At 56.9% G+C, this 20,682-nt stretch carries 21 protein-coding genes; all 21 read right to left on the bottom strand.

The window, feature by feature from the left end; all coding sequences use genetic code 11:
- Positions 1 to 244: 244 nt before the first annotated feature.
- Positions 245 to 658 (bottom strand): hypothetical protein, encoded by a 414-nt coding sequence (locus AFERRID_RS00140; protein WP_126604084.1) that lies wholly within the window; start codon positions 656 to 658, stop codon positions 245 to 247.
- A 35-nt stretch (positions 659 to 693) separates the two neighbouring features.
- Positions 694 to 3,150, bottom strand: coding sequence for a TraG/VirB4 family ATPase (locus AFERRID_RS00145; protein ID WP_126604085.1), 2,457 nt, complete (start codon positions 3,148 to 3,150; stop codon positions 694 to 696).
- Positions 3,151 to 3,165: 15 nt separating this feature from the next.
- Complete coding sequence (trbD, locus tag AFERRID_RS00150; protein WP_126604086.1) at positions 3,166 to 3,471, bottom strand: conjugal transfer protein TrbD; 306 nt, start codon at positions 3,469 to 3,471, stop codon at positions 3,166 to 3,168.
- 63 nt (positions 3,472 to 3,534) lie between these two features.
- Positions 3,535 to 3,882 (bottom strand): TrbC/VirB2 family protein, encoded by a 348-nt coding sequence (locus tag AFERRID_RS00155; protein WP_126604087.1) that lies wholly within the window; start codon positions 3,880 to 3,882, stop codon positions 3,535 to 3,537.
- Positions 3,883 to 4,015: 133 nt separating this feature from the next.
- Positions 4,016 to 4,645 (bottom strand): hypothetical protein, encoded by a 630-nt coding sequence (locus AFERRID_RS00160; protein WP_126604088.1) that lies wholly within the window; start codon positions 4,643 to 4,645, stop codon positions 4,016 to 4,018.
- A gap of 129 nt (positions 4,646 to 4,774) precedes the next feature.
- Positions 4,775 to 5,734, bottom strand: coding sequence for a P-type conjugative transfer ATPase TrbB (gene trbB, locus AFERRID_RS00165; protein ID WP_126604089.1), 960 nt, complete (start codon positions 5,732 to 5,734; stop codon positions 4,775 to 4,777).
- 25 nt (positions 5,735 to 5,759) lie between these two features.
- Complete coding sequence (locus tag AFERRID_RS00170; protein ID WP_126604090.1) at positions 5,760 to 7,424, bottom strand: hypothetical protein; 1,665 nt, start codon at positions 7,422 to 7,424, stop codon at positions 5,760 to 5,762.
- Positions 7,421 to 7,750, bottom strand: coding sequence for a hypothetical protein (locus tag AFERRID_RS00175; RefSeq protein WP_126604091.1), 330 nt, complete (start codon positions 7,748 to 7,750; stop codon positions 7,421 to 7,423). The genes AFERRID_RS00170 and AFERRID_RS00175 overlap by 4 nt, the downstream gene beginning before the upstream one ends.
- Positions 7,751 to 7,828: 78 nt before the next feature.
- Positions 7,829 to 8,152 carry a hypothetical protein gene (locus AFERRID_RS00180; RefSeq protein WP_126604092.1) on the bottom strand — a complete coding sequence of 108 codons (324 nt, stop codon included), beginning with the start codon at positions 8,150 to 8,152 and terminating at the stop codon, positions 7,829 to 7,831.
- Positions 8,149 to 8,358, bottom strand: a complete 210-nt coding sequence (locus AFERRID_RS00185; protein WP_126604093.1) for a hypothetical protein — start codon at positions 8,356 to 8,358, stop codon at positions 8,149 to 8,151. Before AFERRID_RS00185 ends, AFERRID_RS00180 begins: the two co-directional genes overlap by 4 nt.
- Before the next feature lie 83 nt (positions 8,359 to 8,441).
- Positions 8,442 to 8,897, bottom strand: a complete 456-nt coding sequence (locus AFERRID_RS00190) for a hypothetical protein (RefSeq protein ID WP_126604094.1) — start codon at positions 8,895 to 8,897, stop codon at positions 8,442 to 8,444.
- A gap of 71 nt (positions 8,898 to 8,968) precedes the next feature.
- Complete coding sequence (gene topA, locus AFERRID_RS00195; RefSeq protein WP_126604095.1) at positions 8,969 to 11,008, bottom strand: type I DNA topoisomerase; 2,040 nt, start codon at positions 11,006 to 11,008, stop codon at positions 8,969 to 8,971.
- 40 nt (positions 11,009 to 11,048) lie between these two features.
- Positions 11,049 to 11,900, bottom strand: coding sequence for an SET domain-containing protein-lysine N-methyltransferase (locus AFERRID_RS00200; RefSeq protein ID WP_126604096.1), 852 nt, complete (start codon positions 11,898 to 11,900; stop codon positions 11,049 to 11,051).
- Positions 11,897 to 12,295 carry a hypothetical protein gene (locus AFERRID_RS00205; RefSeq protein WP_126604097.1) on the bottom strand — a complete coding sequence of 133 codons (399 nt, stop codon included), beginning with the start codon at positions 12,293 to 12,295 and terminating at the stop codon, positions 11,897 to 11,899. The genes AFERRID_RS00200 and AFERRID_RS00205 overlap by 4 nt, the downstream gene beginning before the upstream one ends.
- Before the next feature lie 57 nt (positions 12,296 to 12,352).
- Positions 12,353 to 13,162 (bottom strand): hypothetical protein, encoded by an 810-nt coding sequence (locus AFERRID_RS00210; RefSeq protein ID WP_126604098.1) that lies wholly within the window; start codon positions 13,160 to 13,162, stop codon positions 12,353 to 12,355.
- A gap of 107 nt (positions 13,163 to 13,269) precedes the next feature.
- The gene (locus AFERRID_RS00215; protein WP_126604099.1) at positions 13,270 to 14,253 is read right to left on the bottom strand and encodes a hypothetical protein; all 984 of its coding nucleotides are present in this window, start codon (positions 14,251 to 14,253) and stop codon (positions 13,270 to 13,272) included.
- Complete coding sequence (locus tag AFERRID_RS00220) at positions 14,250 to 14,795, bottom strand: metal-dependent hydrolase (RefSeq protein ID WP_126604100.1); 546 nt, start codon at positions 14,793 to 14,795, stop codon at positions 14,250 to 14,252. Before AFERRID_RS00220 ends, AFERRID_RS00215 begins: the two co-directional genes overlap by 4 nt.
- Before the next feature lie 129 nt (positions 14,796 to 14,924).
- On the bottom strand, positions 14,925 to 17,036 hold the full coding sequence (locus AFERRID_RS00225) for a YadA family autotransporter adhesin (protein ID WP_126604101.1): 2,112 nt from the start codon (positions 17,034 to 17,036) through the stop codon (positions 14,925 to 14,927).
- A gap of 72 nt (positions 17,037 to 17,108) precedes the next feature.
- Positions 17,109 to 17,735, bottom strand: a complete 627-nt coding sequence (locus AFERRID_RS00230; protein ID WP_172959303.1) for a S26 family signal peptidase — start codon at positions 17,733 to 17,735, stop codon at positions 17,109 to 17,111.
- Positions 17,710 to 19,968 (bottom strand): type IV secretory system conjugative DNA transfer family protein, encoded by a 2,259-nt coding sequence (locus AFERRID_RS00235; protein ID WP_126604103.1) that lies wholly within the window; start codon positions 19,966 to 19,968, stop codon positions 17,710 to 17,712. Before AFERRID_RS00235 ends, AFERRID_RS00230 begins: the two co-directional genes overlap by 26 nt.
- Positions 19,969 to 20,037: 69 nt before the next feature.
- The gene (locus AFERRID_RS00240; RefSeq protein ID WP_126604104.1) at positions 20,038 to 20,682 is read right to left on the bottom strand and encodes a hypothetical protein; all 645 of its coding nucleotides are present in this window, start codon (positions 20,680 to 20,682) and stop codon (positions 20,038 to 20,040) included.

Genomic DNA, 20,682 nt, shown 5'->3' on the forward strand with positions numbered 1-20,682 from the left:
GCACACGCTCCTCACTGGTTTTCACCTTCCAACCCATGGCAAGTATGGATCATCACGGTTTTTGGCCTCGGAGGCCATGGGTTTCCAGCCAGATTTTGCATATAGCCCGACAATCAGACCCCGATCAGCCAGAAACCAGTAAACTGGCCTGCCATCGGTGTAAGGCCATATATTCATCAGGCGCTGGTTGATGAGCGAAACATCCCTGTATCCCTTCGCCACTCCTTCTCAGCTTACAATTCTGTCAATCCTGTAATGCCACGATGACGTGAATAGCGTCATAGGCCGTGATCGAAAAATGATGGATGCCCGCTGCGGCCAGTGCTCGCTCAACAGTGGCTGCAACTTCCTTTTGCGTGCCCACGATCTTGCGGGGTGCGAGGTTCTTCCACGACACAACGGTCCATGTGGGCCGTGACACTTGCTCTGGCAGGCACACCGGGGCCTTTTCATTGGCAAACCCCATACAGACAGCAAAACGGTGTGCTGCATACGGGTTCATCGGCATGGGCGGCTGAGGGCTGGGCAAAGCTTTCGTGGGCTTGCCCCATTGCCAGCCTTTTGGTAACACGGGAGCTGGTGGTGGCGTCATTACCCGCTCTATGGCGGGCGGAGCTACTGGAGGGGTCGCGTACATAGGATCAATAAAATAGAACATGGTAGTGCTCCTGGTTAAAGTATTCTGTTTCTGGTTTAGTAGGATTCCCAAAGATCAGCAGCGTCACTTTCGCCACGCTCGCGCAGCCAGACGGCTGGCCATTGCCAATCGTGGGCTTCACGTAGTTCACGGATATGGGCAATGTCTTCTTTGCCCGATGCGCCTACAAAGGCCAGTTCCGGACCAGACAAGCCCAACTCAAAGAGGCGCCGCCCATCGGGGTGCATCATGTAGTACTGGCGCTTCGGAATGGCGGAAGCCAGAATTTCAATCTGGCGGGCATTGAGTCCGATGGACTCGTACAAGGGCCGCAACTGGTCCGTCAGTGCCTCTGGGTTCGGCAACAGAATCTTCGTCGGGCAGGATTCAAAAATGACATCCGCAATGCCGGACTTGATCAGATCGCTCAGGGACTGCGTGGCAAAGATGACGGCGACATTGGCCTTGCGCAGTACCTTGAGCCATTCCCGAATTTTGGCCTTGAAGGTGTCATGTCCCAGCATGACCCAGGCCTCATCGAGAACCAGCAGCGTTGGCTGGCCTTTGAATCGCTGCTCAATCCGGTGGAACAGGTAAGTCAGTACCGGTAACAGGATTTTCTCACCGAGATTCATCAGGTGTTCCATTTCAAACACCTGGAACACATCTTCCCCCAGCCCATCGCTCTCGGCGTCCAGCAGGTGCCCCGCCGGGCCTTTCAGGGTGTAGTAATTCAGTGCGCTACGCAGTGCGTCATCCTGAATGACCGTCACCAGTGCGCCCAAGGTCCGCTGCCGCATTTCCGTCGTACTGGTCCCCAACTGTACGATGGCCCGATAAATTTCATCGCGCATGCGCGGCGTGATAGGGGTGTTTTTGCCCAGCTGCAACGCAACCAGACTTTCTACCCACTCGGCCGCCCAGGACTGCTCAGAGGGTTTGTCCACCCTGCCCAAGGGACAGAACGCCAGATCGTGCGCGTCACCGGCAATATCGTAGTGCTGGCCACCGGCGGCACCGACCAGCGGGAACATGGAATAGCCCTTATCAAAGGCGAAGACCTGGGCATGGGCGTAACGGAACTGCTGAGCCACCAGCATGGACAGTAACGTGGATTTGCCCATACCTGTAGGACCCAGTATGACGGTATGCGCTAAATCGCCAGCATGTAGTGCAATACGGAATGGCGTGTTGCCATCGGTATTCGCACGCATGAGCACTGGGCTATGGGGAGGATAGAACGGACAGGCGTTTTCATCGGGGCCTGCCCAGACATTGGTGAAGGGGAGAAGATGCGCCAGATTCAGGGTGTGAATCAGCGGTCGCCGTACATTGGCATAGGTGTTCCCGGGCATGGCGCCCATCAGTGCCTCAACCGCGTTCACGTCCTCGATACGGACGCCGAAGCCATGGTTTTCTATCACCTTCTGCACGTCACGAGCGATGTCCAGCACGACTTTCTCACTTTCATGGGCGAGGAGAATGACGCTGGTGTAGTACCCGAAGCGCACTTCCCCACTGGATGCTTCGGCCATGGCAACGACGGTATCGTTAGTCTGTTGATCCGCGTGGATATTGATGTGCGTTGCCTGCCCGCCCTGACTCTCCCTGACCACATTGAGCGCGGATTTGCGCTTCTGGCTCCAGCGGCTGCGGTAACGGTTCAGCTGTTTTTCGGCATCCTGCGGATCCAGATAGATGAAGCGATTGGACCACCGGTAAGACACCGGAAGACGCGATAAGAAGTCGAGAATCCCGGGTGAGGACATCGCAGGGAAGCCTTCAATGGCAAGTGCTGCGATATGTAGATTGCCGATCTGCGGGTTAAAGCCGGTAATCAGCTCGTGCCGTCCGAGTACGGCGTCCAGATACATGGGGACCATGGAGAGCCGAAAGGGCCGGTTGCGGAAACTCACGCAATATTCGAGATATTGCAGGATTTCGCTATTGATGATTTCGCCGGTGTTCTCATCAACGTGGTCTTCCATGCGACGGATTTTCAGGAAGCCCGAAAGTCGCCCTTGAATTTCCTTGATGCGTTCTTTGAAACGCTGCAGATTGTTGCTGCCCGGCGACCCTTTATCTTCTCCATCAATCAGGAAGTCACCCATCTTTGTGGCGGCATCCGGAGGGGGGAAGAATGTGAGCGTCAGAACAAAACGACTGGTATACCCGGCGTCTGCCGACTCGAAGCGCACCCGGCGAACAGCGTCAATGAGGCGTGTAGTGCGATCGGGAAAGCTGCCTTCCGGGGCATAGCCAGGAGCGGGTATACGGATGGCATCGCAGTTCAGCACCCAGCCATCGCCCATAGACAAGGCGGAGTTGATGCGGTTGGACATCGCGGCCAGCTCCGCGTTGGTAGAAGAGTCCAGATCCGGGCCGGTGTAGTAGAAGCCTGCCATCAGGCTGCCATTTTTGTTGAGCACGATGCCGTTATCGACCAGCGCCGCCCAGGGCAGAAGGTCAGGCAAGCCATAGGCCTTGCTGCGAAATTCTTTTAAGGCACGCATGAAAAATCTCCTTGATTATTTAATGGCGCGATTGCGGGCAAAGGGCGTGGCCGATGCCGGGTAATATTTCTTGTACTGAATGCTGCGCTTTCCGGTTTTGCTCAATATCGGGTCGTATTTGGCCAGTTGCGCCAAGCCCCAGGTGCCAAAAACCCAAAGGATGATCCCGATGACTGCCGCCCAAAGTTGAGCCAGCGAAAAGATGAAGATACCCGCAAGAACACCCAGCATGAGTACGAGGTTGCGCTCGCCCCCCAGAACCAGCATCGGTTTATGGAGGGATTGGTGGATGGAAATTTCTTGCCTGGGTGATTGGTCCATAAGGTTTTCTCCTGTGCCGAATCTGGATAAAGGCAACGGCCCGAAAATGCGCTCGCTGCCGTTTTACACCAGTGCTCCGGTAAGTCCGAGGTCGGTGAGAAACGTATTGCCAAACACGATCATGGAGATGCCCAGCACGACAAACAGCGCTTTCTTGGCAATGCCGCCCAGTTCCTCCCCAAAGATGAGGGCTGCACCGGCCGCCAGAAATGCCACAATACTGATGGCTGTGGCGACAGGACCCGTTAGGTTGTTGGTCAGATCCTGAATGGGGGTGTCCCATGGCAGGGAGGTGCCGGTCGATTCCGCAAAGGCGGGCGCGATGGTCTGTACGGCAACGCCGATAATGACACCCACCTTGAAGTAGGTGTCCCGAACTCCGTTACTTAACCGATTGATATATGGTTTCATGTGTAATTTTCCTTGCAATGGCGATGGATGACGACGAGATGAATGTTCTCCATGAGGTAATGGCCATCGGGGACCTGTTTGCGCTGGCAGCCCCGGCGACACATTTGTGCCTGCCGGGGTGCTGGTCTGCGGATTAGAACGAGATGCGATAGCCGATGCGGTACTGGTCGGTGCTCAGATTCAGGCTGGCAATACCGCCACCGAAGGGCATGCTCTGGTACTGATAGCTGATCGTTGCGAATCCCGGACCGACCTTGGCATCGGCCCCAATACTGCCGCTGTAGTACAGGCCGCCCAGCGTATGCATGTTGCTGACCGCCGTGCCGAAGTCACGCCCAAACACACCACGGGCGTCCAGGCCAATGGACGGGAACACCTGATAGCTGACCTTGGCACCACCATAGGCGTAGCCGGTATCCATGTGGCTGCCCTGCGGGTGAATACCGATATAGCCCACACCAATTTCCGGTTTGATGGTCAGGTGCTGCTCTGGATGAATGAGGTATCCGGCATTCATCGAACCGGTGAGAACAGAACCGTCAATGGATGCGCCCGCACCACCGAAGACGCGCTGGCCGAAGTCCAGATTGCCGAAACGCTCGTGGGTGTGCAGGAAACCGCCGGGCACACTGGAGCCAACACCGCCGACATGAATGCCGTAGTTTTCAAAACCGACCTGGGCGGAATAGTCGGCGGCCACGGCCAGACCAGAGAGAGACATGCTGGCGAGAGCCAGCGTGGCGATAACGAAATGCTTCTTCATGATGGAACCCCGTAGATAAAAAATAGGCGTTGTTGCCTATCCTCTAATGGCCATCGGTAACCTGTTTGTGCTGCCCAGACACAAAAAAACCGCTCCTGTGAGCGGTGTCTTGGGGAGGGCAGATCGTGGTTACAGCATTTCGGTCACAAACTGGCCATGCTGGTAGCCCATCACCTGCATGACTTCGTCGATAATACGTCCGGTGGATGTGCGCTTGATGCTGATCACGATGTTGACCGCTTCGGCTATCAACTCCGGGACAGGGGGAACATTGGCTTCCTGAATCAGCATGCTGACGCGGGTCAGCGCAGCGCGTGCATCATTGGCATGAACGGTACCCACGCCACCCGGGTGGCCAGTGTTCCAGGCCTTGAGCAAATCCAGGGCCTCTTTCCCCCGCACCTCCCCGACAACAATCCGGTCCGGTCGCATACGCATGGTGGATTTTAGCAAACGGGTCATATCAATCTGGTCGGAGGTACGGAAGGAAACGACGTTTGGCGCCGAAATTTGCAACTCTCGGGTATCCTCGATCACCACCACCCGGTGCTCCGGGGTCTCCACGCTGATAGCGTGCAGTATGGCGTTGGCCAGGGTGGTTTTGCCGGTACCGGTCCCGCCATTCACCAGAATATTTTTGCGGGACCTCACTGCGGAGATTATCAAGTCATGCTGAGTGGCCGTCATAATGCCCTTGTCCACATAATCTTTCAGCGTAAAGATCAGAAGGGCTTTTTTGCGAATGGCAAAGGTAGGCGCTTCGACGATGGGCGGGATTTGCGCCTCAAAGCGCGATCCATCCAGCGGCAATTCACCGGAGATGATCGGGTTTTCCTTGGTAATGCTGGTATCCAGCATGGATGCCACGGTCTCAATCACCATTTTGGCCCGGACGGGATCCATCCGGGACCGGATTTCCATATCGCCGCCCAGCACATCCACCCAGATATTGCCGTCCTGATTCAGCATGATTTCAATGATGGCCGGGTCCTGCAGATAACCCAGAATATCGTCGCCCAGCGTGCGGCGCAGGCTCTCAATCTGCCGTTCGCGATAAACCTGGGCCTGGGTGCGGGTGTTCGTGCTCATTTTTTCGTGCTCCTGTCGGTGGTGACTATCCGTTTGCGGATTGGGTGACGCCTGTCGCCTTCTGGATCGCCTGCAAAGCCGCCTGTGCTGCGCTGTCTCCCTGATTTATGGCGGCGCTATCCATGCCGGATTTGCCACCAGCCGTTTCCGCCGCGGCCATAGCGGCATTGGCTGCGGTTTCATCAGTAGCTTCAGCACTTGATGCGGCCTGCGCCGCCTGGGTGGATAACGTGGAACTATTGGACTCGGAGCTGGCGGCGGCATTCCAGGTATTCTGCAAAGCCGTGTCGGGTGCGCTTTGTGCGTTAGACTGGTCGGTTTGCGCCTGCTGGGTGGCTGTCGTCGCGGTGGCATTCGCATCCGTTGCCACCCGTTCCTGACTGTAGGCATCGGCGGCCTCCGTTTCCGCCGTCACGGTATCTTGATTGATGGTGGCCTGATCGGTAGCGATAGCCGACTGGACGGACGTGTCCGGTGCGGTGGGCGCCGTGTAGGTCACACCGTTTGCCGCCGCCTGTTTCTGGGCATAGGCTTCAGCGGCCGCATCCGTCTGCTCGCCAATGGTAATAGCATCGGCGTTGGCCTGATTCTGATCCTGCACGAAAGTCTGCTGCGCCGCTGTAGCGGTAGCCGCCGTGTTGTTCGCGTCCTGCTGATAGGTGTTTGCCGTGTTGCTGGCGATACTTGCGCCATCAGCCCACATCGCCTGGGTTCCAGACGATGGCGCAACGTCCGCAGCGGCCGTGTCTGCCGCCGACTGCTGATCCGCTGTTGTGGCATCTGCTGCCCGGTTGTCGGCGTACTGCTGTTGCACTACGTCCGTTGCGGCGTTTTCCATGGCTGACGTTTCATCATTGGTCATTTGAGTCTGTAGCGGACTGGTGTAGGAGAACGGGGTGGATGACACGGCAGGAGCCGTGGCGGTTGGCGCGCTCTGACCCTGCTGTACACCCGTTTCATTCTGGATCGTCTGCAGGGCGGTGGATGCCGCTGATTGCCCAGAGGCGGTCGCCGCGCTGTTGTTGCCAGTGTTGGCACTTTTGGTGTTGCTGGCAGAGGATTGCGCATCCGACTGCGCAGCGTTCTGCTCGTTCTGGTAGTTATTGTTGGAGTTCGCACTGGCCTGCGATGATGCGCCACCCAGTACCGACTGCTGGCCGGCGGTGGATTCCATCGCCGTCTGTTGCTGCCAGTCCTGATACCAGAGTCCGTAGTAATTCTGGTACTCAACATAGGCGGCTCCCGCCTGCTGTCCGTAATAGCTGCTCTTGTTGAGGCAGTCCGTTTTGAGGGCCGCCACACAAGCGGCATAGGTGCTGGATGCACCGGATGCCAGCGACTCATCGTTCAAATAGTTATTGTAGTAGCCGGTATACAGGCTGTAATAGCGGGCCATTTCCTGCGCCAGCACGCTATCGGTGGCCGCCGCCTGCTGGCTGCTGGCCAAAGAACCCTGTACCTGCGACTGACCGCCCAATGCGTTGCCGGTCTGCAATTGGCTGCTATTCTGGGTGCCATTGCTGTTCTGGTCGCTGTTGAACCACGAATTGCCGGCCTGCAATTCCGCCTGGGATACCCCTGCGTCATTCGCCAGGGCTGCACTGGATGCGGTGTTTGTTGCAGCGATGGCGCCGGTGAGAGGCACAAGGCTGAACGGCGCCATGATTACGGCACCACGAAGCATGTTCATGCCATCACCTCCTCAACATCCGCGAATTCCGGAACGTTAAGTGGGACGTCTTCATCAGCCCCATCCCATTCGGGTAACGGCTGGTCATAAAAAGCGAGTACCGGGAATACACCGCCGAGAATCTGGCGGAACTCGAAGGCCTGGGCTTCGCTGTCAAAGATCATGACTTCGTGGTTTTTGTCTTTATACAGTTCATATCCGGCGACCTCTTCCACGCAATAGCGTATGCCGGGTGTCACGGTGGGGGATGGCTGACGTCCACCCAGGTAGATGAGGGCGTATTCTGCCACTGAGTACTTGTCGGTGATGGTCCTGGCGTCCAACATTGGGGGTTCTCCTGTTTATGTGTCTTCATCGGGTAATGGCCATCGGCGACCTGTTTGTGCTTGCCGGTGCTTTAGCCTTCACTCGTGTTCATCCAGTTCCTGATAGCCGTCCCAAGAAGCCACGCGCTGCTGCGCTATTTTCAGTCCCATATTCACAATGCCGGGCAGTGCCGAATTCCTCGATATGAGATCGTACATGTCGTCGACCGTGGATATGGTCAATTTCGACAGTAGGTCCCTGAACTGTGCCCGCCTAGTTTCTGGTGATGCATCACGGTCCACATTCGCCGAAACGATAGGCGACAGGGCTGCGATCAGGTACGCGGTTTGTGCCACCGCGATGTCATGGATCAAGCCCTCCGTAAACTGAAACTGCGGCGTGGTGCGCTGTGCCGTGCTCATAACACATCCTTGATCAGCATAAAGATGGAAAACACCTCAGCGACGATGCCGATGCCGACAATAAAAAGAACGTGGATCAGGTCGCCGAAAATGCGGGACAGGTCCAGACGTAACCGAATGAGTTGCCAGAAGTCGTCCGCCATGGAAAAAAACAGCATGAGCACAACAAGAATGGGGATGCCGATAACCGCGAGTAACCAGATCATGGGGCTGCCTCCTATGAAGGTGTGGAGATACTGGAGGGCAACCTCGTAGTAATAGATTGCCCAGGCTTTTAGTATGGCGATGTTCATCCCGCCGCCGACCGTTCCTTATTGAACTGCAGACGATCAGACCGGACGGCTTTCATGGACCGCGAAAAGATTTTTATCTTGGTCTCAAGATCGTAGTAGCTGATTGCCGCCAGAACCGCTTCGTCACGCAGTTCCGCCGCCCACTCCTGAACATCCTGCGCACTGATATCGGTTGAAGTGTCGGCGATGGCATCCGATATCTCGCGCAAGGCACGGGCTATTTCGGCTAACCGTTTTTCAAGGTCTCTGCCGATAAGAGAAAGCACCGGATGGGCTGTTGGACAAAGCGCTGATATATCGCACGCCAGCAGGTCTGCCGTCTGGCATGCCTTAACAATATTTTCGGTGTCCCCTTCTGAGGGACCACGTAACGACAGATGATGTTGCGACATGCCGTCTGCGGTTTTTCCCATAACAATGTGGTACGTTAAAAGTCTATCGGCGTTACTCATCGTGTTCTCCGGTTCCGTAGGAAGTTATTGCCCCTTACAGGCATTGCATCAAGCGAGGGAATTGGCAGGGCTCACTGTTTTTTCCACTTGGTGCCCAACGCCTGCGCGTTTTCTTTGTCGGGCCACCAGGCACCACTACACTTCTGGCAACGGAAATAAATCTTGCTGGTGCTCGTGGTGAATTGCCCTGTAGCCTGTTTGCACTTCGGGCACTGGGGACCTGTGCCCTGGGACTCCGCCTGGGGCCGGTCTGCAAAAGGCAGCCCGGGATGACCCTCATCATCCTGAAGCAGCCCGTGCTTATCCCTATTGGAACAGGCCCAGAAGAAGGAACCAGGCTTTTTCGTGCTCTCCAGACGCTTCACCTGTCCACCGCAATCATCTACCGGGCACTGCTCGGTTTCCGCAACGGCACCGGCGGGCATACCCGCCAGCCCCTGCTGAATCGCATCCCATGCCTGCTGCAATAGGCCACGGGCATTACCCACCCCGTTGGTGATCTGATCCAGCCCGTCTTCCATCTCTCGGGTCCAGTCCAGATCGGCAAAGGCAAAGCGTCCGACCAGCGCATCAATGACCGACTCACCCGTCGCTGTTGGATACAAGGCGGAGGCCTTGCCCTTACGCTGCATGTACTCCCGGGAATAGAGCACCTTGATGATGGATGCGTAGGTGCTTGGCCGGCCGACGCCATGATCTTCCAGCGCCTTGATCAGGGTGGCTTCGGTGAATCGTGGCGGAGCCTTGGTGGATTTGTTGAGCACCTCGCCACGTTCGGCTTGTGCCCGTACCCCGACTTGCAGAACGGGAACGGGATTGGCTGCCTCTTTTTCTGCGCCGCCCTCCTCTTCTCCCTCTTCCGTTTCCATATACAGTGTCCGCCAACCGGGATCCGTCAGAATGCTGCCGACGGCGCGGAAAATAGCGGGCCGGTTCTGAAATGTGCCGCCATTCAGGGTGCATGACGTTTGCTGATACACGGCATCGGGCATCTGGCTGGCCATGGCGCGTTTGCGGATCAAGGCATAAAGTGCCTGCTGGATGGCATCCTCACCGGCCACTTCTGCTGACGGTGGTACCTTGTCAAAGGTCGGGCGGATGGCTTCATGGGCTTCCTGCGCGTCGCCTTTGGCTTTCCAGCGCCGGGGCTGTCCAATGATGGGCAGGCCGGCGGATTGCAGTGCATTGCGCAAAAGTGTCTCGCCTTCTTCGCTGAGATTCGGCGAATCGGTGCGATGGTAGGTAATATGTCCGTCTTCAAACAGCGACTGGGCGGCTTTCATGACGTCCTCAGCGCCGCATTTCAAAGCGCGACTGCCGTCCATCTGTAGCGTGCTTGTGGTGAATGGTGGTGCAGGCGCCTTACGGGTTGGCTTGGAATCCGCCTGGGTGACCGTAAGGGGAAGAGAGGGTATGGCAGCGGCCAGCGCTGCTGCGAGAGCCTTGTCCTGAAAATATTTGCCTTCTTTGGTGCCGTCCTGCCAAAGTGCCCGCCAAGTCGTGCCAGGTGTGCTTCCCGGCAGATGGGCTATGACCTGAAAATAAGACCTCGGTTTGAAGGCCTGGATGGCGCGCTCGCGCTCCACGATCAAGCGTAAAGCCGGAGTCTGGACACGCCCGGCGCTGGCTTTGGTGTGGATCAGGTTCGATAAGGGGCCGGAGACTTCCCAGCCGACCATGCGATCCAGACCGCGCCGCACTTCCTGGGCCGCGACCAGCTTCATATTCAGTGCCCGGGGATTTGCGATGGCCTTTTTGACGGCACTTTCCGTGACCTCCTGATACGTCACCCGGCGCGCTTCGGCCGATTTGATGCCGAGCACCTGACAGAGATGCCAGCTAATGGCTTCGCCCTCACGGTCGGGGTCGGTGGCCAGGTACACCGCACTGGCATTGCGTGCTGCGGATTTCAGCCCGGCCACAATATCTTTGTGCTTGGCATCATTCACGGCATAGTTCATCTTGAAGTCCGGCGGACGGACATGGCTTTTATCGCCGGATTTCTCCAGATCACGAACATGCCCCAGACTGGCTTTAACCTGCCAGTCGGATCCCAGAAAGTGCTGGATGTGCTTGGCTTTGGTGGGTGATTCGACGATCAGTAAATTCATTCAATGATTTCTCCTGTAGAATGGTCGTACCGACTGCAAGTCATGCCGACGGCAAGTCAACCGGCGTGAGATACCCCGAATAAGGCGTCTCAAAATAGCCGCGCGGCAGGGGTTCCAGCCGATAATCCAGCGTGAATTCCTCATCGGGCTGAATGTCCCGGAGTATGATGAGCGACAGACAATTCCCCATGCAGGGTGCTAACCCATCAAATGAAACTTTCAGGTTCGGATTTGGTGAATGATTGATGAAGCTGTAGAACGTGCGAAACGGGCGGGCCAGCAGCATATCGTCGGGTAACGCATTCCACTCCATAAAGAAGAAATGGCGCATCCGGCCCAGCGCGGGAGCCATGCGCAATTGCAACTGCTCGTATTCGTCGTGTGAAAGCACCTGTCCATCCAGGCGGCCGCATGGCACCTCACCTGCAGACCATTTTCGCAAAGCGAATAAACCAAACCCGTGGACCGGACTATTTCGGATTTCCGCACCGCCAAATAAGGCTTTGGCATTGGTCCGCACGAACAGCAGGTCACGGGTGGCGTCACGGCGATGATCCCGGTCCCTGTACCAAAGGCAGAAAGCCCCGTCGCGGCGCGACCAGTCCAGACGGTACTCCTCTCCGGTGAGTGCCAGCATCTCCTCAAACACCTGCAACTGGATGTCGCCAATACGATCGAATGACCGATCATCATCAGCGGCATTCGCCAGGCCTACCGGCTGCAAGCCGAAGTAATGCAGGATGTCGGCGGGTGCCTGGCCTTTGCGGGTTAGAGTGCGGATACGCAGCATGTCGCCCAAGTATTCCTGATCCGGGTCGTTGACCGCTTCGCTTTTCCATCGCTCGCAAGCGGGGATAAAAAGCACACCGGAATCGAATGGCTGATATTTCATTGTGTTGCCTCCATCTGTTGCTTTACCTGCGCACGTTGAGGGCCGTCGTGCTCAATGCGTATCAACTGACCAATGGTCAGTGGTCTGCCTGTGTGGGCAATTTTTTTCTGAATGGCAATCCGCTCATTGGCAGGCAAAGCATGGATGTATGCGGGTGGCACCTTGACCCACAAACAAGAGACTTGCCAGAGCATCAGGGCAATCATGATGAGCACAAATAGCATGGCGATGACTGTCCTCCAGAATCCCTGCGGGAAATCCACTCGCTCTTCAATGAGCTTGGGCGCTGGCACGACAAACGCGAGCACAACAAGCCCAAGCGTAACGCCGAACATCCACAGGTTGTTTTGTTGCGCAATTTGCGCGTGATGCAGAACAGACAAAAAGTCAGTCATGATTTTGCCTGCCAATGAGCTTCTTGCCATTCTTGCTGAGTCCTTGGCTGCTCATCCTCACCGCTCCATCTCGCGATCCACTATCTGTCGCTTCCCGGAATAGGTACCGCCATGCTCTTTCATGACGACATTGTCACCACGCCTGAACTTGAAATCCGGGGCCACAGGAAGGGCCATAAGCTGTCCCTTGGCGTTTTTCAGGACGGCCTCCTGGCCAATGACATTGACGATGGTGCCACGATGCACCGATTTGGACTCTGCTATCATGCTCAGTTTCCTGGCATCGGCCAGCGCATACTCGCCGAGATGTGGACTCGCCAGTGATGTCTGGATGCCCGCTTTTCTTAACGCGAGGGCAGTGTCCTGCGTCTCCTGGAGGTTGCCACTGACAAAACCAACATCGTAACGATCTTTTTCTGACTGCAGGCACTTCACGACTCCAGCCAGCCGATTCATTCCGACCGTCGTATAGTGCTGCGTTGCATCCAGCACGTTGTCCCAAGCCTTGGCGATCTTTCCGACCGCTGGGACGCTCTCTTTAATGAGGCCACGCACCTGTTTGGCTACCTCCACGAGATTGACGCCCATATGACGGGTGCCCGTTTGCACCTGGCTCAGACACGCGCCCTTGGTCTCCCAGCTCGCCCGTTCGCCCATCGTGCTGGCAACATTCTCAATGCCGCTTGTCACCTCGCCGACATTCTTTTCGATGTTGCGAGCCAGTGCATGAAGTGGGGGGCGATCAACCACCGTCTTGGCGAAGGCATCCACATAGGCCAACAAATCTTCGTGGGCCACACGCATGTGGATACGCTCTGGCGATGCTCCTGTATTGCGTGCTACGGCAGTGTGGTCCGTGCTGCTCATGATTCGTCTCCTGTGCCATGTCGTTATGCGAAGCGAGGGGAACTCCCTGCTACCTATCTACCTATGGCCATCGGGGACCTGTTTGCGATCGGGGGGATCATGCCCGGCTATCGCTCCATGCCCAGGTCCCGCTTCATCGTGCGGGGTCTGCTGGTTTTAGGCGCCGGTTCTGCCAAAGCCGTTTTACGCTCCACCTTCTTGGCCTGAAACTCGCGGATCACGCGCTCATGGGGCGTATTCAACCGATCCTGCGCGCGCGATGAAAGTTGTTCGCCGGGATCATCCCTGCCAGCGATTCTTTGGAATGCGTCCCTGTATTCGTGCCAGGCACCGCGTGCAGAATCGTTGCTGGCCAGTAACAGGTTGCTTTTCAGCGCTGTGACGATGGTTTCTTGCAACGCATCTGGACGCCGTGGGCCAGGCCGCAGACTATCGCGGCCCAATAAGTGGGCATTATCGATAAAGGTGATATAGGCGGCATATTGTGATCTGGTGGCGAACTGCGCCATCTTGCGATCCATAATGTGCTTTCCGGCCATGGCTTCTTCGTCGTTCCGGTTGCCGCCGATGGCTGAACTCTCCTCGCTCGCCGAAAAGTCCACCCCCTTCTCCAGGAGACTGTTCAGCGAGAAATTGTTATTCATGCCAACCCGCCCGCTGCCCGGGCGACCGCGCTCTTCCGAAAACTGTCTTTTCAGGCTGGTGGTACCCAGTTGGTCCTGGTCAGCGGGGGATGAGGGGTGAGATGATCCTGCCGCATGTTCAAACACACCGGATTGGTAGAGCGCCTTGGTCTCTGCGGAGCTGTATCCCAGGCCATTACCGATGGCACACAGCCGGGAATCAACCACCTTTTCCCCTACGACACCCATCTGCCCCGCCATATCCCGATAGAATTTTATCCAAGCCTTCGGACTGTCCACGGCCACCCCCCGAATCTGCGCCGCCTGCATGATTGCGCCGGCAACATCATCCGGACTCATGTGAAAGATGGTGACTGCCAGTCGTGTGGCATCCAGCGCTTTTTCTCGAAGCGGGCCGGTCAGCGCTACGGGAACAAGACGCTCGATCCAGTCGTTTTCATTCTTCAATGGATAGCCAGCCATAACGTAGCGGCGGCAAGAACAGCCATACCCAACCCGGCCAGCGGCTCCTGGGCGTTGCCCGACCTCCACCAATGCAGGCTCCATCGGCTGCGCGCCATGGGGGTAAGAATAGGGATGCCGGATGGATTGGGAACATCCATGATGAGGTGCATGATCCCGCCTGCGGTAAAGCCCGCCACCACGTTGCGCAGTATTGGTGCGATATTCAAAGTGAACAGGCTGTGCCCATTGAATAGGCCGGGAGCAATGATCCACGCTGGTACTGGCCAAACAATCACCCCTACCAGCAAGGCCAGCCACAATGGCCACCAGTGGGTGATGGTCCGATGCGGAATGACAGACTGCCGCACCCAACGCTGTTGGGGCGAAAACTCCGCATGGGCGATTTCCAGCCAGTCCGGAGCCGTGCCGCCGACGTAACCGGCGGGGATGGCCACCAAACCCATGTCGTGGAGGAGTGGATAGAGTGCGACCGCGGCGAGGCAACCTGCCGCGATACCTGTCAGTCTGTGCCCGGTGGGTCCCATGGTTGGGTTCTCCAGATAGTGGTTCTATCTGGTAATGGCCATCGGGGACCTGTTTGCATTGAGTGGCGGATGTAAAAAAGCCCCGTTCTGATCGGGGCTTCAGCCACAAACGTTCCTATAATGAGGTGTTTACCAGCTATAACCAGCACCGGCGGCGGCAACGGTATTCGCTGCTCCACCATTGCTGGCTACGGTTACGTCGCCCGTCCAGTGGTAGCTGAAACGATGTTGGTAACTAAACGCAAAAGACGCCTGTCCGTTGTAGTCCGCAGTGGCTCCGGATATCGTGTTATTGCCGACCCCGGCAGCGGCTTGCGCGGCGGCTTCGCCCAGAGAGGCATCGACGGAGCCGACTTTATCCGCTTCGGCATTGGATGCGGCCTGCAAACCCTGAAGCCCATCCTGAAACTGCTGAAGATTGACCGCGTCATGGGGCTGAGTACCTGCCGCCACATTTGTGACCTGCCGGTGCAGCCCAGCAGCTGCATTACCCACGGAGACACTATTGGCGCGGCGCGCCATAGAGCCATAGCCTAGTGCTGCGGACCCTGCTCCCAGAGCCACCGAGTTCTCGCCCAGCGCAGTACTGTTTGGTGCCACCGCTTCCGCATGGTCACCCAGCGCCGTGGTTGAGATGCCCGCTGCGACGGCGCTATTTCCTATTGCTGTGGCACCCTCACCAACAGCCTTCGTGTTTGCACCATAAGCATTGGCCCCCGCCCCGCTAGCCTGTGCATCGGTTCCTTGTGCAGACGAATTCTGGCCGCTGACCTGTGCGTTGCGACCACACACAATGTCTCCACTGCCGTTACCTGCCTGGTGGCAGGTCATCGTGAACAGCCCGTTGCTGTGCTGATTCGCCGCCTGCAACGCCTGGTTACTATCGCTTGCGGCGACCTGCCCCGCATAGCCTTCTGCGGTGGTTTGTGCCTGATGCGCAACCTGCCCGGCGTACCCTTCCGCATTAGTCTGCGCCTGGTTTGCCTGTGCTTGCGCAGTTTGTTCTGCCCCATAGAGTTGCCCGCCGTTTACGGCGTCCGTGCCATTGGCGACAACTGCGCCATTGCCTACATTGGTGATCACTACAGGAGAGCTACCAGGTGATCCGGCAGATGCCGTGTTGGTCGGTGTAGCCGAAACCCCGCCGCCGCCGTTGGTGTAGTGCAGAACACCAGGGGAACTTTGGGTGGATTGCAGACTGTTCAACGCCTGGTTGGTGGCGAACAACTCACTACCGTTGACCGCATTCGTGCTGGTAGCGCTAATTTGTCCCGCTGCCACGTTGGTGATGGTACGGTCCAGCAGCGTTCCGCCATTGCTTCCGGAACCACCCACGCTCACCGTGCCGGATGCCGTGTTACCCGCCACCTGATAGGTCTTTCCGCGAATGGTCACGGATGCCGTGGATGCCGGTGCGGTGTCCGCCGTGCTGTTGGCGCCCAGCGCCACGGAATTGCCATCGCTCGCGGTCGCATTGGTGCCTAATGCCTCAGCATAATCTCCGCTAGCAGTGCTATTCGCGCCAAAGGCGTTAGCGTCTGTTCCTGTCGCACTGGCGTTGCTGCCGACCGCCGTGGTCGGATCAAGCAAGATACCACTGGAATTCCTGGATAGCGCGCCATTACCAATGGCGATACTACCGTTACCAGCCGCCTGCGCACCGTACCCTTGCGCAATAGTGCCCTGCCCCGATGCCCATGCACCACCGATAGCCATTGAATCATTACCGCCCGATACCGATGAACGATACCCGATCACCGTTTCGTTATTGTTCAGGGCTAACGTTCCACCACTGGCAGGACCAGCTTGCGCATTGCCACCGATGGCCGTGCTCACCCCGACGGATTGCGCAGCACTGCCAATAGCCGTGCCCTGACTATTGCCGTAGGTGGACGCATCACTCCCGTCGTTCGATGCCGTAGCGCCGGAACCATAGGCGGTGTTGCTGCCGTTATATCCGGTACCGCTGCCGCCGCTTGCCGTGCCGCCGGAAGCTACACCGCTAGAACTTCCAGTCTCCAGTACCGGACCAAAATTATTTATGCTGCCGTTGATGACCGTGTTGTTCATCCCGACCGCAGAGCCGTTTATCGCAACATCGTTGGTGCCTATGGCGCTGGAATTAGCACCTACCGCCAGATCGTTGGCTGACAGGGTTCCTACTATCGCCAAAGCGGGACTCGTCCAGACACCCAGCAGCAACGCGGATGAGATAGCCACAGCCAAGGTTGTTTTCTGCATTTCATGCTCCAGATAAGTATGCCTATCTGGTAATGGCCATCGGGGACCTGTTTGCGCTGCCGGTCAACCCCACTAATTGGTGATGCGCGGGCTATATCTATAATTGAAAACAGCGATAGGGTGAGCGACCGATTGCACCTGCGACAGGTCGAACGGCCCCCAGTACCGGGAGTCGAAGGAAAACCGGGGATCTCCTGCACCGCAGGCCCAGTATTGACCGGCTTTCAATGTGATAGTCCCGCGCCACTGCGGCAAGGCGAGTTGTGGCTTGCTGGTGGTGAACGGCAAGGGTCTACTATCCGGCAATGGCACCCCGTTGATCGTGACTCCATGACGGTCTTCATGAACGACATCGCCGGGGCCTGCGACGATGGTTTTGACATACGGAGTGCCGCCACCCGTGCATGCATTAGCCACCTGATCGTGACCCAGCCAGGAATAATCATATCCTGCGGGCAACTGTGGGCAGAGGGTGACGATCTCGCCGACATGCAGAGGTTCGCCGAGTTTGTACGGCTGAACCGACCATAACCCCATGGGTTCGCTGGGGGATAAATTCAGCCGCCAGTCGCCGTTATTCCAGGCGATAACAGCGCTGGCAATGATGGCCCCTGTGATTGCCACGGGTATCAATCGTCGCCATTGCGGACGGCGGCAAACTGTGGTCAGACGACTAGGCGTCAGCAAACGGATCATCATTATATTCCCCTCCGTCGTTATCAGGGGGCATATCTTCACCCGAGTACGCCTCTTCACTTTCCGTCGCAGGCTGCTGCGGCCTCTCATCCTCTGCGCATTGCGCCATGATTTGCGCAGGGTCCGGGCGGCCTTCATCTTCCGGTAATGGATCCATCGGGATAACTAGGTCTGCAGGGGGCGTAAACGCCTCGTTGCCGGGCTCAATCGCTTTGACGGGTTGCGGAACCTCCATTAATTGCACCGACTGCACAGGCTGTATGGCCTGTGCAGTCTCTGTCGCCGATGAAAAGGACATCGCTGGCGGCGGAATCGCGCAGCGCTTACTCAGGTTCGGGTCGGTGTAATAGATGATCTTCTGGCAGTAGATCGGCGCATGACCAGACACAAAGACAATCTCATCAGATGCCGGCATACGCATCAGTTCTTCAGGTGTCAGCAGTGCCCTAGATACCATTTGCTCATTGGTATTCACATGCTGCAAAAGCACTGACATTCGCCCGCCGGAATACTGCCGCTGCGTGTGCGTTGCCGTGAAGTTGCCGATCGTCTCGGAAAGTTCTTTCGCCGAGTCGATCCGATTGGGCGTATAGGCTATGCGGATGTGGCAGTTATCGGTAATGGCCTCGTCCTTGGTATATTCCGCGTAGAGCTGGCTTTTGCTCTGAATGATCAGCAACGCCTTGAGTCCATAGCCCGCGATAAAAGCCAGTGCTTTCTGAAACACATCCAGTTTGCCCAGACTGGGGAACTCATCGATGAGTAACAGAAGCCTGTACGGGTGGATGCTATGACCCTGGCCGCTTTCGTCGAAAGCCATTTCTTCGGTCAGGCGCCGTACTGTCTGATTCAGCAGCAAGCGCGTCAATGGCTTCAGGCGGTCCGCATCCGTCGGCGGGTTAACCATGTAGAAAGAAGTCTTACGTGTGCATGGCTTGCCGTCCACATCGGGGCCACCCATCAGGCTCTCAATGGTAAAATCAGAATAGGAAGTATTTCTGGCGACCAAGGGGTCACGGTAGATGGACAAAAAGCTCATGGCCGTGGACAGCACACCGGACGCCTCATTGCCCGCCTTGTTCAGATAGCTTTGTGCCGCCTCACCGGCCGCCTTCCACCCGAATAGCCGCCATTCGTCCGTTTCCTCACCGCTTTCCATCACCTTGTGGGCGGTGTCACGCACATAGGTCATGACTGCGGCAAAGCCCTCCATCATCTTGGTCTCATCTGTCTCGTCGCGTGTTTCCGCCTTCTCTGCCTCTTTCTCTTCCGCAATTTTTCGAATCGGCCCACCATCTGACAGAATGGCTTGCACGGTTGCCATGCACCGCTTTGTCTCCAGCGTTTTTCCGTCCAACTCTTTGGCCAACTTCACAAAGATCACGACCCCGGTCATGAGGTCAAAACCCGTCTTTGCCCAGTGGTCGCTGAGCCCCTTGCCATCGGGATCCACGATCATTGTAGAGATGTTCATCACGTCCTTGACCAGATTATGGTCGAGGCGGATTTCATCGAGCGGGTTAAAATGCGCTGAATCCAAGTCCCACGGCGCAAAGCGAATGCAGCGCTGACCCAGGACTTTTTCGCGGTAGCCCGAGGTGAGATGCCAATTCTCCCCCTTGATATCGTAGGTGAAGGAACTCTGGTCCCAGGACAACAACGTTGGTATGACAATGCCCACGCCTTTACCGGATCGGGTTGGGGCATAGGCCAGGATATGCTCAGGTCCTTTATGTCTGAAGTAATAGGTCTCCCCGTTTTCCATGGTGTACGCGCCGAACAGGACGCCACCGGCATTTTTCTCACTGGGCAACAAGTCCGTCGCATGCGCTTCTGCATCGCTGCAAAAATGTGCGGAGCCGTGCATGTCATTCTGCACGCCATCCTGTTTGCGCGTGCGCCGGTAGGCGTAGGCAACGGGAAGAATCAGTGCCAGCAATCCACCCACACCCATCATGACGTGCGCCACCATGAATACATGAGGTACGGGGCCAGTCAGGCCGATGTCGTACTTCCAGCTCCAGATGACAATGTCGAACGGCATATAGATGTGGGGCATCCCTAATGTCGCCCCCAGCGCCGATGAATACTGAAAGGCGTAAGCCGCGTATTCCGTAGCGGCCCATGTTGCCAGGAATGAAATAATGATGAACATCCCCAGCGCGGGCCAGACGATACGGGTTATATCGCCTTGCGCTTTGGCGATCTGGTAAATTTTATGCGGTTCTGCTGCCATGATTATCTCCTGTAGATGCGGACCTGTTCGTGATGGTCGTTAGGGTTGCGTTAGTGTGCGTTCTCACACTCATCCGAACCTGTACACCAGGCTGGCCTGCACCACGGGATACCAGTGGTATCCGCCCAATGCCGCGCTTATGCTGGATTTTTCAGCTTGATAGGCCTGTGCGGCATAGGGATCGGCTCCCATGGTCACGAAAACGTTCGGAGACCCTTCATAAGCCGCGCCAGCCTCTACACGGAATGTCCACCGCGATCCGGCGAATGGATCCCCCCAGCCAATGCCGAGATAGGGTGCCACCGGTGAAAAACGGAAACTGGCCGGTGTGGCGAATGCGTAATCGCCATGAGTTGCTGTCGGCTGGAGACTGAATTTATCGCCGTTGAACAGCACCCCGGCAGCCAGAAACAGATTGTTATGCCAGAACGGATACCAATCTTCGGTAAGTCGCGCCGAAAGTAACCGTATTCCCATATGATAATTTTCACCGCCAGCGGAAAATGATGGGTCAACGGCGAAACCACCGGCATCAAGATTTGCAACGAAATGCGGAGTTTCACGATAGAACAATCCTGCGGTGACACCCGTTGTGCCTAGTCCCAGCGACGCCGCCCATCGGGATTCCGTGCCGAAATTCGCGCTCGCATTGGCAATGCACGGGAAAAGTGCCGCCAACACGCAAAAGACAGATACGTGGAATAACTTTCTCAT

The sequence above is a fragment of the Acidithiobacillus ferridurans genome (assembly GCF_003966655.1).
Classification (GTDB): domain Bacteria; phylum Pseudomonadota; class Gammaproteobacteria; order Acidithiobacillales; family Acidithiobacillaceae; genus Acidithiobacillus; species Acidithiobacillus ferridurans.